This is a genomic window from Trichocoleus sp. DQ-A1 (assembly GCF_039961955.1).
GTDB lineage: Bacteria > Cyanobacteriota > Cyanobacteriia > Cyanobacteriales > FACHB-T130 > FACHB-T130.
Genome location: NZ_JAMPKE010000003.1, coordinates 161,471 through 176,538, shown reverse-complemented (window position 1 = coordinate 176,538; position 15,068 = coordinate 161,471). Strand labels below are relative to the sequence as shown.

General features: G+C 48.5%; 9 protein-coding genes and 1 pseudogene. 4 read left to right on the top strand and 6 right to left on the bottom strand.

Annotated elements, in window-relative coordinates:
- Nucleotides 1-224: 224 nt before the first annotated feature.
- The 4 genes from NDI33_RS05125 to NDI33_RS05110 all read left to right on the top strand — a co-directional run bounded on the left by NDI33_RS05125 (nucleotide 225) and on the right by NDI33_RS05110 (nucleotide 3,910).
- Nucleotides 225-908: a general stress protein gene (locus NDI33_RS05125; protein ID WP_242028870.1), complete on the top strand. Its 684-nt coding sequence runs from the start codon at nucleotides 225-227 to the stop codon at nucleotides 906-908.
- 78 nt (nucleotides 909-986) lie between these two features.
- Complete coding sequence (locus NDI33_RS05120) at nucleotides 987-1,505, top strand: BON domain-containing protein (RefSeq protein WP_190425946.1); 519 nt, start codon at nucleotides 987-989, stop codon at nucleotides 1,503-1,505.
- A gap of 248 nt (nucleotides 1,506-1,753) precedes the next feature.
- Complete coding sequence (locus tag NDI33_RS05115; protein WP_190676992.1) at nucleotides 1,754-2,314, top strand: DUF1269 domain-containing protein; 561 nt, start codon at nucleotides 1,754-1,756, stop codon at nucleotides 2,312-2,314.
- Nucleotides 2,315-2,512: 198 nt separating this feature from the next.
- Nucleotides 2,513-3,910 (top strand): TldD/PmbA family protein, encoded by a 1,398-nt coding sequence (locus NDI33_RS05110; RefSeq protein WP_190434077.1) that lies wholly within the window; start codon nucleotides 2,513-2,515, stop codon nucleotides 3,908-3,910.
- Between the two features lie 142 nt (nucleotides 3,911-4,052).
- Here the strand turns inward: NDI33_RS05110 and coaE are convergent, their stop codons facing one another.
- From coaE to NDI33_RS05080, 6 genes and pseudogenes are all read right to left on the bottom strand, one after another.
- Entirely contained in the window at nucleotides 4,053-4,643 is a 591-nt protein-coding gene (gene coaE, locus NDI33_RS05105) for a dephospho-CoA kinase (RefSeq protein ID WP_190676990.1), read from the bottom strand.
- Complete coding sequence (locus NDI33_RS05100) at nucleotides 4,640-6,841, bottom strand: EAL domain-containing protein (RefSeq protein WP_190676988.1); 2,202 nt, start codon at nucleotides 6,839-6,841, stop codon at nucleotides 4,640-4,642. The genes coaE and NDI33_RS05100 overlap by 4 nt, the downstream gene beginning before the upstream one ends.
- A 147-nt stretch (nucleotides 6,842-6,988) precedes the next feature.
- On the bottom strand, nucleotides 6,989-7,432 hold the full coding sequence (locus NDI33_RS05095) for a response regulator (protein ID WP_190413703.1): 444 nt from the start codon (nucleotides 7,430-7,432) through the stop codon (nucleotides 6,989-6,991).
- Nucleotides 7,425-11,417, bottom strand: coding sequence for a PAS domain S-box protein (locus NDI33_RS05090; RefSeq protein WP_199302509.1), 3,993 nt, complete (start codon nucleotides 11,415-11,417; stop codon nucleotides 7,425-7,427). Before NDI33_RS05090 ends, NDI33_RS05095 begins: the two co-directional genes overlap by 8 nt.
- 941 nt (nucleotides 11,418-12,358) lie before the next feature.
- Nucleotides 12,359-13,252 (bottom strand): annotated as a pseudogene (locus NDI33_RS05085) (glycosyltransferase family A protein); the annotation flags it as partial.
- Nucleotides 13,253-13,427: 175 nt separating this feature from the next.
- Nucleotides 13,428-14,948: a carotenoid oxygenase family protein gene (locus NDI33_RS05080; RefSeq protein ID WP_190676984.1), complete on the bottom strand. Its 1,521-nt coding sequence runs from the start codon at nucleotides 14,946-14,948 to the stop codon at nucleotides 13,428-13,430.
- Nucleotides 14,949-15,068 lie beyond the last annotated feature (120 nt).

Below are 15,068 nucleotides of genomic sequence, written 5' to 3'. Positions count from 1 at the left end.
AAAGAGTAGACGGTCAAAGTGCAACTCCCTCAATTAGTAACGATCTAATTCCTAAGGAAGATGGGGAATTGCAAAAAAACAGAAAATTGGAGATTGAAGTTATATCTGAAGATTGATGGCTTTGGTCAAATAAAAAGCAAGAATTGAACTGTTACTGACAGACTAATGCTGCTGTGTTAGTAACACAATTTGGTTAGGTTCAGTGGCAATCGGAGAAAACACTGATGTTAGGACAACATAAGCGTGCTGTTGGCGTATTTTCAAACTATCGAGACGCCGAAGTAGCACTGACTGAACTAAAAAATTCTGGTTTTTCTATGGACAACGTGTCCGTAGTAGCTCGTGACGCGGACAAAGGAAACGACATTGCTGGTGCCGATGTAAGCGATCGCGTTGGCAATAAAGCCGACGAAGGTGCGAAAGCAGGTGCCGTCACCGGCGGTACTTTGGGCGGTCTAACAGGCTTGCTCGTTGGTCTGGGAGCCTTGGCAATTCCGGGACTTGGCCCTGTCATGCTAGCGGGAGCAGCAGGCACCGCTATTGCTACAACCCTTTCTGGCGGTGCCATTGGTGCAGCCGCAGGAAGTCTTTTAGGTGCATTAATCGGTTTGGGAATTCCTGAAGAAAGAGCCAGACACTATAGCGATCGAGTATCCCGTGGGGATTATTTAGTAATGGTAGACGGCAGCGACGACGATATCCGTCGTGCCGAAGCGATTCTCAGTCATCGGGGAATTCAAGATTGGGGTATCTACGATGCTCCTGCCACCAATACAACCACTACAACGACAACTCGCACATCTGATATTGCCGATCCCAGTGGTACCTATCAAACTCCAGTAGTTGATACAACTCCACGCACGGATACCCCGGTTCAAATTATCGACCGTCGGGAACAGACTCTTTAGGCTGATTTGAGAACGATTGAATGGGGTGGAAGGAAAAATACTTCCACCTCTTATCTGCTCGAAGTGAGGAATTGAAAAATGAACAAGTTTTTAACATTACTGTTTAGTGGCGTCTTGTTAGTCAGTGTTGCTGCTTGCGACAACAATGAGAAAACGGCTGGTGGAGCGGATTCTGATTCAAGTCAGACTTCTTCGCCTGCTGCAACCGGAGCCGCCAGTCCAAATGCCAGTGCCCCAGCATCACCTTCGGCTGATGCTTCAGCACAACCCGATCAAGGCGCGAAGAATGATGCATCGAGTGATGTCCGCAAAAGACAGCTAGAATCTGATATTCGGGCACGCGAGCAACGTAATAATGCTGCTGGCGACCCCCTAAAAAGAGCTGATAGCGACTTGGAAAGCGAGGTTCGTAGCAAGTTAGAAGCGAACTTGCCCAGCAGCAAATTAGAAATTGATGCTAAAGACGGAGCTGTAACAGTTGTAGGAACTGTAGAAAAGCCAGATCAAGTGGCAAAAATAGAACCGTTGGCGAAGGAAATCAAGGGGGTTAAGACAGTAGCTGTTCAAGCGAAAGTTGCGCCAGCCCAGAAAAATTAACTTTACTAGGACTTAGGGCCTGGAAACCAGGAAATCAATTTCCTGGCTGAAAGCCTAAGTCAGTTTAAACTGACTAAAAGAACTCAAACCAATCCATTTCATGGCTTTGAGCGATGAAGCCGGAACTTTAGTGGGCTTTAGTTCAGGGCAACTGGATAAGTCCTGTGTAATAACGGTGAAACTGTAATTTGATTTCGCTTGTGGCAAAATCACGAATAGATTCCTAAAGAGTTAGAGAGGAAAGGGTAATGGTGCTTACTCAGCCAAAACGAGCTTTTGGCGTGTTCTCAAGCTTGCAAGATGCAGAAGGCGCAATTCAGGAATTAAAAGCCGGTGGGTTTCCAATGAATCAGGTTTCTGCAATCAACAAAGAGCCTGAGCAAGTATCCCCGCCACCGACTTCTAAAGCGCAAGAAGGAACGACCCTTGGCGTGATCGCGGGTGGTGCAGCCGGAAGCGTCTTGGGTTTGGCGCTGGGACTAGGCACCATTGCCGCCATTCCCGTATTAGGGCCAATTAGCATTATTGGGGTGGCAGCCACGGCTTTAGCGACTACTTTAACCAGTGGTGTGATTGGTGCAACCGCAGGCGGCTTATTAGGTGCCTTGACTGGCTACGGGATTCCTGATGAGCAAGCCGCAATTTACAACGATCGCATTCATCATGGGGACTATTTCTTGATCGTTGAGGGCACAGAAGCAGAGGTGCGTCAAGCTGAAGCAATTCTCAACCGTTGGAACGTCCAAGAATTAAGAATTTACGATGCTGCGGCATCACCACCGCCATCCATCAATGAAATGCCTCTTTAATATTAGAGATTCTTGTCCAGGTAGTAACAGGTGCATCTGACTTTAAAAACCCCTTTTCCTAGGGAAAAGGGGTTTTCGTATTTTGTATCTCTATTGATTACCATAACCTCCCCCGCTCCTCGTTTCCTGCTTCCAGTGGCAAGGTGAGACCAAATAATTGCACAATGGAAGCAGTTTATCAATGTTGCTGCAAGACAAATGCCGACCTTACTGGCTGATGCCAAAAACTTGCTCGCCGACTTAATCGCTCGTTACTCACCTCAAGTCGATTATTTGGCAGTTCGGATAGAAGAAGCCGAAGGAACTGATATCTTTTTGCGCGGCGATAAGGTCGAAACCCTCACTGAAGGCATCTCCATTGGTGGACAAGTCCGGGCTTGTTACCAGGGCGGCTGGGGCTTTGCCAGCTTTAATCAGCTTTCTACCTTAGCAGACCGAATTGAAGAAGCGATCGCTGCCGCTCGGATTATTGGCGATGAAGAAACCCTGTTGGCTCCGATTGAGCCAGTACAGGCGACTTGCCAACTTCCCCTAGAAGGCAGCGATCCGCGAGAGATATCGCTGGAAACCAAGAAGCAATTGTGCGATCGCTACACTGAAATCCTCAAAAGCGCTAGCCCTTCAATCACCACCACCTCTGTGCGCTACAGCGACAGTTCCCAGCGAATTATCCTCGCCACCTCAGACGGAACGCTGATTGAGCAGTCTTGGGTAGATATGGAAATGCGCTTTGCCGCCACTGCGCGGAATGGCGAAACCGTGCAAACTGGACGCGAAACGACTGGCTCCCGCAAAGCCTACGAAGACTTAACAAATTTGGACGATCAGGTTCGGAGTGCTGCTCTCCGTGCCGTGAACGCCCTCTCTCTGCCTCCTGTGAAAGGCAATACCTACACGGTCGTCATCGACCCCATTCTCAGCGGTTTATTTGTCCATGAAGCTTTTGGGCACCTTTCAGAAGCAGACATGGCTTATGAAAACCCGGATATCTTAGAAGTGATGACCCTGGGACGCCGATTTGGACCCAAAGAACTGCAAATCTTTGACGGTGCTGCTCCTCCCGGTCATCGTGGCAGCTACTTATACGATGATGAAGGGACGCCTGCTACCACGACTCAGCTAATTAAGGATGGCATCTTAGTTGGACGCCTCCACTCCCGCGAAACTGCTGGAAAGCTGAGCGAAGCCCCCACTGGCAACGCCCGTTGTCTGAATTACCACTATCCCCCCCTTGTTCGGATGACGAATACTTGGATTGAGCGGGGTACAACGCCCGTGGAGGATTTATTTGCAGGGATCAAAGAAGGTGTCTACGCTCGTAACTGGCTGGGTGGTATGACAAATGGGGAAATGTTTACTTTCTCCGCCGCTGAAGCTTGGATGATCCGCGACGGCAAGATTGCCGAACCCGTTCGGGATGTGACGCTTTCGGGGAATGTTTTCAGCACCTTGGCGGATATTGAAGCAATTGGGGATGATTTCTACTGGGATGAATCCGGCGGCTGCGGTAAGGGAGGTCAGAACGGCTTGCCAGTTGGTTGTGGTGGGCCAAGTCTCCGCATTCGCAATGTCATTGTGGGAGGCGATGCAGAATAGTTAAAAATTAGAAATTTCGTCAGTGTCATGAAGTTTTCACGATTGGAATGACCTAAACCTCGGCATTCTTCCTTTCAAGAGACAGAGAAGAAGTCAAGATATAGGCGATAAAAAACTCATGACACTAACAACTCCCACATTTTTAATTTTTAATTTTTAAGTGCGTATCTACCTGTTTGAGCAAATCTTCAAGCGTAGAAGAATTATCTAAAACTACATCAGCGCGATCGCATTTCGCCTGAATGGGCATTTGGCTAGTAATCCTGGCTTGCGCTTGTTCTAAAGTTAGGCGATCTCGCTTGATTAATCTCTGAAGTTGATGTTGTTCGGAACAGTATACGACCCAAGTTTCCGTACACAGAGCCGTCATCCCCACTTCAAACAGCAAAGGCACCACCAACACTACAGTCGGATGCGAGTTGAGTGCTTGCATTTTTTCAATCATGCGATCGCGCACGTAAGGATGAATCTGTTGCTCTAGCCAACGCCGCTCTTCGGGCGAATTAAAGACAATATTGCCCAGCTTTCGACGGTCAAGCGTCCCATCCGGTAGCAGAATATCGGTTCCGTAACGCTCAACAATTTCGTCAAGAATCGGCGAACCTACTCTTACAGCTTCTCTAGCATATATATCCGCATCCAAAACCGGCAAATTGTAGTGATTGGCAAGATAATTTGAGACAGTCGTTTTGCCAGTACCAATGCCTCCCGTCAGACCAATAACGCGCATCATGAATTAACTTGCAACTGTGCCAAAATTAACTGTCCCGCAGCCCCATTATCTACAGGTTTCGAGAAAAAGTATCCCTGTCCTCGTTCGCATTGCAATGCCTTGAGTTGTGCCAACTGTTGAGCCGTTTCTATCCCCTCCGCCGTCACACTCATTCCTAAATTATGAGCCAACGCCACGATTGCCTTGACAATCTCTGCATCCTTGCCACCCGCTCCCATCCGGTTCACAAAAGAACGGTCAATTTTCAATGTATTAACGGGAAAGCGGTGCAGATAATTCAAGGATGAATAACCCGTACCAAAATCATCAATCGATAATTGAATATTTCGATCTCGCAATTGCCAAAGCAGGATGGCGGCAGCTTCAGCATTTTCCAGCAAGCAGCTTTCAGTAATTTCCAACTTTAAATAGTGTCCATCTAAGCCAGTCTTCCTCAAAATTCGGTCAATCTGCTCAATCAAATTTGGTTGCGAAAACTGCTTACCAGAGAGATTCACGCTAATTGCCAAACCCTGAGTCGTAGAATACTGCTGCTGCCAAACTTTTAGCTGACGGCAAGCTTCGTTCAATACCCAAGTACCCAAGGGAATAATCAGACCCGTATCTTCTGCCACAGGGATAAACTCGCTTGGGGGAACCATGCCACGAGTCGGGTGATTCCAACGCACCAGAGCCTCAAAAGCCTTAATTTTACCCGTCGCCAGCTCGACGATTGGCTGGTAGTAAAGTTGAAATTCCGTAGCGATAATCGCTCGTCGCAGATCCGTTTCTAACTGCAAATGTGCCACGGCAAGGGTATGCATGGCCCGATGGAAGACAACATAGCGACCTTTACCCTCTAACCGGGCATGATACATAGCCGTGTCGGCTGCCCGTAGCAGGTCTTGCGGACGAGGCAAGAGGTTATTGTGAGAGGATGCAGAAGGACAAAGCGGCATAGGGGCAGATTCTTTCCGAACCGGCTCCCATCCCTCTTGTCCCTTTCCCGCAAAGGCAATCCCGATGCTAGTCGTGGTGAATACTTCGCGCCCATCCAAGTTAAAAGGCGAATTGAGTTCCCGCTGGATCTGCTCGACAACGCGAATCGCATCGCTAACATCGTGAATATCCTCCAGCAGAATTGCAAATTCGTCTGTGCCAATCCGAGCTAGGGTGTCCGTGGGACGGAGACAGGTCATTAGTTTGCGAGCTGTAGCGATGAGCAGTTGGTCGCTTACCAAGTGTCCTAGACTATATTTGACCATCTCGAAGCGATCCAAATCCAGAAACAGAACAGCAAATAAACTATCTTTGTATCGTTGGGAATGCTTAATCTGGCTGGCAAGACGTTCGAGAAATAAGGTCCGATTTGGCAAACCGCAAAGCGAATCGTAGAACGCATGGTGTCGCAGTTGCTCCTCGGCTTGCTTGCGCTCAGTAATGTCGTGGCAGTTGACGACAATCCCCTGCACCGCCGGATCGTTCAGGAGGTTAGTGGTGACTGCCTCGAAGATCCCCCAAGAGCCATTGCGATGCTGCACGCGATACTCACCGAGTCGCTGAGTCACATTGGGATTTTGAATCGAATTTTTCAGCCTTTGCTTAACCAGTAGCACATCCTCTGGATGAATAAATGTCAAAGCATTTTTGCCTATGAGTCCATCGGGTGCGTATCCTAGAATCCGATTGACAGAGGGACTCACATAAGTCACTTGACCGCTGGCGTTAACAATGATGATGATGTCAGTCGCATTTTCGATCAGCGCTCGAAATCGTTGCTCACTCTCTTGTGAAGCGGCGATTAATCTGGTTTTTTCCACCTCAGTCTGCCGCTTTTGGTCGCGCATTTGTTTGGCTTGTAGGGCTTGCGCTACTGCCGAGCCTAGCCGCATCAGACGGTCTTTCAGTAGATAATCCGCTGCCCCTTGCTTCATGCACTCCACTACCACTTCTTCGCTCACCGTACCCGTGATCACGATGAATGGAATATCTAAGCCGCGCTCTTGCAAAAGTTGCAGCGCTCTGAGGGCGTCAAACTGAGGCAAGCTATAGTCAGCCAAAATTAGCTCGATACCGGGATGCAGTTGGGCGAGGTAGTCGGCTTCTGTCTCTACACGCTGCCAGTCGGGTTTAAAGCCAGCCAAACGTAGTTCGTGCAAAGTTAATTCAGCATCAGCCAGGGAATCCTCAAGCAGTAAAATCTGGAGCGGAGCGGACATGATGACCTTCTTGTAAGCAAGGGAATTGAGCCGTGGGCGGGGTTACACCACTGTTCGCTTTTAGAGAGCGTGCAGTCTGAATTATGAGGTGTTGAGCGTAAATTTAATTGCGGTTTTTAGAATTTTTAGCCTCAAGAATGCTAGCTGCTAGCGGCTTGGCAGCTGGTTTAACAGCAGCCAGTACAAGCCTAATTGCTGCACTGCTTCGGTAAACTGTTCAAAGTTCACCGGCTTAACGATATAACTATTGACGCCCAACTGGTAACTTTCTACGATGTCGCGTTCTTCGTTTGACGAGGTGAGGATGACGACTGGAATCATGCGGGTTTGGGGGTCAGATTTGAGGCGTTGCAAGACTTCCAAGCCGTCTACTCTGGGGAGTTTGAGGTCGAGGAGAATGACTTTGGGGTAGTTTTCCGGATAGCGATCGCGATAGGCACCTGTCCGGAAAATGTAGTCTAAGGCTTCCGCACCGTCGCGGGCAACTTGAATGCGATCGCCAAGGTTGTGCTTTCGCAAAGCATAAAGTGCTAATTCTAGGTCGTTGGGATTGTCTTCGACCAGCAAACATTCTGCTGTGCGCTCACTCATGAATATTTCCCTCTGCCAGGGTAAAGTAAAATGTTGTGCCTTGGTTAACGCCTGACTCAGCCCAAATACGTCCGCCGTGGCGATGGATGATGCGCTGCACGATCGCGAGTCCGACTCCGGTTCCTTCGTAATCTTCCGCACGATGCAGCCGTTGGAAGACGCCAAAGAGTTTATGAGCGTATCGCATATCAAAGCCTGCGCCGTTGTCTTTGACGAAATAAACGACAGTGGTTGAAAAGTCATTTGTCTCTAGTTCTGGGTCATTCGTAAATGACTGATGACGATAGCCAATTTCAATCTGGGCGACTTCCCGACCGCGCGTGAATTTTAGAGCGTTTGTCAGCAAGTTGACAACTACTTGCTTAAGTAAAGCAGGATCGCCTTCGCAGGCGGGTAAATTGCCGATATTTATTTCAAATTGGCGATTTTGCTGTTCGTGCCATAAGTCTGCTAGTACTTGACGTACCAAATCAGCGATCGCTACAGTTTGTTTTCTCAGTGGCTGGCGCGAAAGGCGCGAAAATGTCAGCAAGTCATCAATCAGCTGTCCCATTTGCTGAGCATTATCCCGCACCAGTTTCTGGTAGCGTTGGGCTTCCGGATCGAGTTGTTCTAGATATTCTTCCAGCAAAATCCGCGAAAATCCGTTGATAGCACGCAAGGGCGATCGCAAGTCGTGAGAGATGGAATAACAGAAAGCTTCTAACTCTTGATTTGCAGCTTCCAGTTGCGCGGTTCGTTTGATGACTCGTTGTTCAAGTTCCGCGTTCAACTGTCGAATTGCTTCCTCTGCCTGGACTTTTTCGGTAATGTCGGTGCAGGTGCCGATCCACTCTCGCACATCGCCGTCTTTTGATAATACTGGAACCCCACGGACATTGAAGTAGCGGTAAATACCATCAGCACGCCGCAGCCGAAACTCTGTGTCATAGAGGCTTTTCGTTTGGATAGCGTTAGACCACTGCTCGGCAATGCGATCGCGATCGTCTGGATGGATGGCATCTAGCCAGTGCCAGCTTAGTATTTCTGCCTCGCTTTGACCCGTATAGGCTCTCCAATCCGGTTGATCCGTCACAACCTCACCTTGGGGGTTGGAAGTCCAAACCATCTGTGAGGTCGCGCGTGCCAAAGAACGATATCGTTCCTCACTCTGCCGCAACGCTTCCTCAGCCACTTTTCGTTCGGTGATGTTGCTGACTAAGGCAATAAATCCTTTGACTTCACCGTGTTCCCCAAAATGTGGCAGGTAAGTAGCATTGACCCAACGCATCCCTCCATATTCATAGGATATAGGGCTTTCGTAGGTTACTTCCTGCCCGGACAATGCTGCCTCGACATACGGCTGAATTGCCTGATAAGCCGAGTCCCCTAAAATTTTTCTAATGGGCTGTCCGATGACTTCCGCCTGAGATTTGCCGAACCATTGTTCGTAAGCCCGATTGTTAAAGTGATAGCACTGTTCCGAATCGACATAGGCAATCAGCACTGGCAAAGCATCTGTAATCAAGCGCAGTTGATCTTCACTCTGTTGCAATGCTGCCTCTGCTTGCTGGCGTTCCAGAGCAATTCCCGCAATTTGGGTCGCAATCTCGGTCAGATATAACTCATCCTGATTCGGTCGCCTCGCGTCGGGATGATACATTACAAAAACGCCTAATACCTTACCGTTACTGGAAAAAATAGGCGTAGACCAACAGCTTTGTAGTTGATGGCTTAATGCCAAATCTCGGAAATCCGCCCAAAGGCGATCGCTCTCAATATCTGAGACAATCACGGGTTTACCGAAATAGGCTGCCTTACTACAGCAACCAAAACCAGGGCCAATCGCGATACCATCAATCGCCTGAGTGTAGCTTTCGGGAAGGCTCGGAGCAGCTCCATGCCGTAATTTGTTCTCTTTTTCGTCAACTAGCAGAATCGAACAAAAGCTCTCACCGGATTGTGTCTCGATAAACCGAGCCAAAACATCTAGAACATCACCCAGTGCTGCGCCGGTGGCAATCATTTCGAGTACCTGTTTTTGCCCTGCGATCAGCGCCTCAGCTTGCTTGCGTAGCGTAGCGTGCCGTAGGCTTTCGCTGATGTCTATCATCGCGCCGATCATCCGCACTGGATTCCCCTTATCGTCATGGGCGATAAATCCCCGATCGCTCGCTAAGGCATAAGAGTTATCGGCGCGACGGTAGCGGTATTCATCCGACCAGATTTGTCTTCCACTGTCAATTGCAGCATGAATCCCACTGACAACCCGCTCTCTGTCTTCTGGATGTATATTTTCGTACCACCAACTGGCATCAAAACCTACTTCAGTTTCCGCATAGCCGAAGAGTTTTTGCAAGGATTCGTTCCACTCTACGCGGTTTGTCAGTAAATCCCAGTCCCAGATTGCATCGTTGCTGGCTTTAGCGACGAGGCGGTAACGGGTTTCGCTTTCCCGCAGCGCTTCCAGAGTGCGTTCGCGTAGCGTAGCGTGCCGCAGGCTTTCGCTAATATTGGCGAAGATGCCAATGCTGCCGCTCATCTTGCCATTGACATCTTGCAGCAGGGCTGTCCAGAGGCTAACGTCAATCAAGGTGCCGTCTTTCTTTTGGCTGCGGAATTCCCTGCCACCGCTACCACGATCTCCTCCGCCCTGCAAGTCAGCCTGAAGCAAGGCATGGAACGCTTCCTGTTGATCCGGGGGGAAAATCGGCAACGGATAGCCGACAACTTCTGGCGATTTCCAGTCAAAAAGACTTTCAGCCTCTGGATTCCACAGGGTGACGTTCCGATTAACATCGAGCGTCACGATCGCTAACGGTGAAGTTTCGATCAGGGTTTGCAGCGTTTGATTTGTGGTTAATAGGGCTTCTTGTGCCTGTTTTTGATCGGTAATGTCCCTCAGGGTGCCGGACGTACCGATAATCGTTCCGTCGGAAGCCAATGTTAATTTGCCGTGTCCTTCCAGCCAACGATAGTCGCCATTTGCACTCAGATATCTAGCCTGATACCGATAAGATTCTTGCTGGCGTTCAATGAGGGAGCGAAATTCTTCCAGGTGTTGTGGGCGATCGCTCGGATGAACAAAATCGATTAAATTCTTACCAATACTTTCTTCGAGGGCGAAGCCGGTAATTTCTTTCCAGGCGGGATTAAGAAATGTCCAATATCCGGCTTCATCAGTCTGGAATAGCACCTGTGGCAGGCTGTTCACCAAGGAGCGATATTTTTTCTCTTGCTCTTGCAAGGAGGTTTCTGCCGACTGGCGATCGCGCTCAGAACGTTCTAGCGACGCCGCCATCGTGTCAAAAGCACCCGCCAATTCCCTGACTCCGAAACCGTGAGTCACCCCGCTACGAACGCTCAAATCGCCTTCTGAGAGCTGCTGCATTGCCTTCAGGAGCGCCTTCACCCGACGCAACATCAACACCTCGCTACCCACCCAAGTGGCAGCGATCGCTAACACGGCGACTAATCCCATGCCTGCTATGTTGCGGTACAACTGCCGATCGGCAGCCGCAAAAGCGACGGTTTTGGGGCTGCCCGCCAACACGTAGAGGTTGCAGCGATCGCCCTGATTCCTACAAGTGCCCTCCAAGGGCGCGATCGCATACAAGCGCGTTACACCATCGACGCCGGAAGCCTCCATCATGCCTGCCCTTTTTTGCGTCAGCATCGTTTTAACTAAAGGTGCTTCCGGTGCTGCTTGCCCCACCCAAGTTTCGCGGTTAGGATAGCGAGCTAAAATTATCCCTTTGCTGTCAATTAAGCGCTCTTGGTTAGCGGTAGCCAACCTAGTCATCTGTAGCGCCTCTGCCTGAATTTGAGTTGTTTGGTGTCGGCGTTCCTCAAAGTTTGTGTACATCAACGCCAATAACAGGACAACAACCAGCAGTACTAGGTAGGTGAGGTGCGATCGCAGTGAAACTGCGTATGTTTTTGCTTTTCGCAAACCCGGTTCAACAGAGTTCGGTAATTTTGATTGCGATCGCTTAGGCCAGCCCATTCTTCAACAATTTCCTTTTGTGCAGGAGCAAGGCTATACCCCGGTGAATGGCTGCCGCTTCGCTAAGGGCTTTTTAAAGCTTGGGGTGAGATGAAACATAATATAGCAATCCTATTTTAGTTTTGAGATGCTAGTGTTTCAGCTACCCAATTTTTTTACAAAAGTCGGGTATCTCGCTTCACAAATTATTTAAGACGATAACATATCAACATCAAAGAGCGATTCAAGCAATATTATTTAGAAGTAAAAAAAGGCGATTGAGGCAGAGGGGCAGAGGAAAATATTTTTCCAAATCTTGAAATGCACTACTTCCCCATTCAATCCTTAGTTTTGCCTTCAGGTAATCTGTATAGCACTAACCGCCGAATCAAGGGTTCTTTGTGATGACGCTGCCGCAATAAGATAACTTTTACTAATAACTTCCAGGCAGCAAAGGAAAATATAGCCGGGAATGCCATTTGAGACGCGATCGCCAATTTTCCTTGCCGAATCGCTAAAAACCCTGCACGCAGTTTGAAATAAGCTTGCCAGTCTTGAAGGTTGGAAATAGTAGATTGGTGTTTTTCGCTAACTAAAGCATAGATTTTTTCCATCACTAGAATATTTTTATCTAGTAGCCGATTTTGAATCGGGGGTTTCTTACTAAGAGATTGAGGAAAATCCGTTATCCCGAAAATCTTCCATGCACCTAGCGAAACGACACCATTTACAGCCATTTTAGTAGCGCTGAAAAATTCTCCTTGCTTGAAAGCAATCCGGCTACAGCGGAATTTTAGAGAAATGCGTAATTCTTGAAGCTGTGCTGTTTTAAACCGATTCTTTGGAACAATAGAGCCATGAATAGATTCCGAATAAGGAATCGATTTAGACAGCGAACTATTGGTATCAACTTGCTTTTGAGCCAAGAAGACTTGCCGAGGATTCGATAGATTATTAATTACTAAAAGCTTCCATGCACTCAGTGAAAAAACTGAGGGAAATGCCATTTTTATGGCACTTAAGATTTTTCCTTGCTTAAGTGCCACCAGACTCCAATGTAGTTTAAGATAATCTTGAATATTTTTAATTGGGGGAGTTTTAGAACGGTGAGTTTCACTCACCAAAGCATAAATTTTCTCCTTCATTAAAATATTAGTATCCATCCTAATTTTAAGAGAAAATTTTTGATTATAAGCTCCAGGCCAAATTGTGCGATAAGCAAGGCACTGATTTACAAAAACAGCATCTCCAAACTGGGCAATTTTGATCCAAGAATCAATGTCATCAAAGTTCGCATCTAAGCTAGAATCCCAACCGCCGGATTTCAGAAAAGCCCAACGAGCGAAGACAACTTGAATCGGAGTACCAAAAGGGATAAGTTCTAGTAGCATCCCAAAATGAAGGTCTTCTTGGGGAATAGAGAAAGCTCTGCCAGGACCAATTTGTCGGGTTCTGTAAAGTTCGACCTCGTTGACATCAACCTGCGCCGCCTGACAAGAGGCAATGACAGCGTTTGGACACAGCGCGATCGCCCGATTCATTTCCTCTAGAAAATTCGGTGCTAAATAGTCATCATCATCAACCGGCTTAATCCACTCGCCTTTAGCAAGCTGCACTCCAGCATTCATCGTCGCCGAGTGACCCAGGTTAATCTGATTGCGGTGATAAACGAGGCGTTCGTCACCTTTGGCACGAAGCGCTGCCACTAAACCGCTTACATAGGCTTGGGTGCCATCCGAGGAGCAGTCATCCGCAACAATGACTTCACAGGGGAATGTTTGGGCAAGAGAAGTGTCAATTGCCCGTTTTAGCAAGGAAAGGCGATTATAAGTCGTAATAACGATGCTGAATTTCATCCCAGCTCCGCTTGGGATACTTCAGCCAAAGGTATCCTATCTTGATGCAAAAGAGAAGGTGGAGATTACTAGGTTGGCAAAGCTTTATACTACAACGGTCAGCCAATTTTAGCTTTTAGAGCAGCGATCGCTCCTCCATAACCGCTTTAAAATCCAAAATTGGCTGACTAGAGAGCTAGTGGCTGGGCGCAAAGCAGTGGGACGTAAAGTTGCCATGCAACCCATAAGGGATATGATGCTTCAAGTGCAATCGCGCCACCGGACCTCGATCGACGTGGGCGGCATCTAAAATAACGACATCAGAGCGGTGGTGAGAAGAGTCGTAAACTAACGTCAGCACCCAACCCTCATCTTCACGGGTAGCACCCGGACGAGGGACAAAGATCGGTTCGCTAACATAGCCTTGGGGTGCTGCACTCCAGAGTTGGCGACGATCTGATTTTAAATCCACCTTGAGGATAGCTTGGAGAGGCGCATTGCCTTGGGTAGCATGGGCTGCACCCAGATATAGATACTGATAAGGGCGTCCGACTCGTTCGGGATGAACGAAGGGAAACTCGCAGCAACGGCTTTCTAAAAGCCTCCGCCGTACCGTTTTATCTTTATCCTTTAAATTAAACTGGAACCGCCACATTTGTCCGGGGGATAGCGCCTGAAAGTCTACCTCCCGATAGTCTGATTCCGGCTCAACTTCTGGAAAAGACTCATAGCAAATTGAGTCAATACAAATTTCGTCCCCTTGCTCAAAGGCATTGGCATGGTGGAAGACAAAACCCGACTGAGTTTCAAAAATTTGCATTTTTTCCCCTGGTTGGGGGTTGCGGGGAATCACCACAATCCGGGTGAGTTGCTCCGCCTGGAACTTGACACACTCACCCGCACCGCGAAATCCCAGCAGGAAAGGCACCGGGTTGAAGGAAACCGGATTTTGGAAGAAGATGCAGTAATTGGGCGTAATCGCAAAATCGTGGATGAAGGCGAAGCCAGGAACGCTGTGAGAGTTCTGCTGCACAACTTTGCCAGCCGCGTCTAATTCATAGATGATGATGGTGCTGGAAAGACCCGGTTTAATGGCAAAGTTCACCAGGCAAGGGGCACCACCCTGGCGATCGCATCTAGGGTCAATGCGAGGATGGGCGGCAAAGGCGTCACCCTTTTGCAAAACCCCGTCTAGATATTCTTTCCCCAGAGTTTCTAAGGTGTTGGGATCTAAGCGATGAGGTTCGGCAGCTTCCCAAAGCGCCAGGAGTTTTCCCCCCCAGTAAATAACGTTGGTGTTGGCAATATTTTTGAGTTTCACATCAAAAGCATTGGCTAACCAACCACCGGGCTTCTGGGTGCCAAAGACGCCGCGATAGAGAATTTTACCGGCTTGCTGTTCTTCTACATAGCCCTGTGTGCGGACATAGCGATTGCGAAAGTGGGCGCGACCCTCTGAAAAGGCAATCCTGGCAATCATGCCATCGCCATCAAATGGGTGATGGATGCGCTGACCCTTGACATCTAGCAACCCAGGACCATTCCGAAACAGTGTCCCTTCTAGTTCTGCGGGAATCTCCCCTTCAATGTCGTCAATCCAATAATCGAATTCTTGCGGCAAAGATTCATAGCCCTTTTGCCACTTTTTAATGTGGTAGGGAAGTTGATCGGGCACCTCTGTGGGCACCGGAAAGCGTTCTGGTGTGGGTATTTGCATATTAAACGGTTCAGCTTAGAAAAACTCGTGACGCGATCGTGAATTAGGACAGACGTGTTAGTGCCGCTGCACGTTAAGTCGCACGGATGAATGATTTGTCGGATGGGATGGCGATCGCTA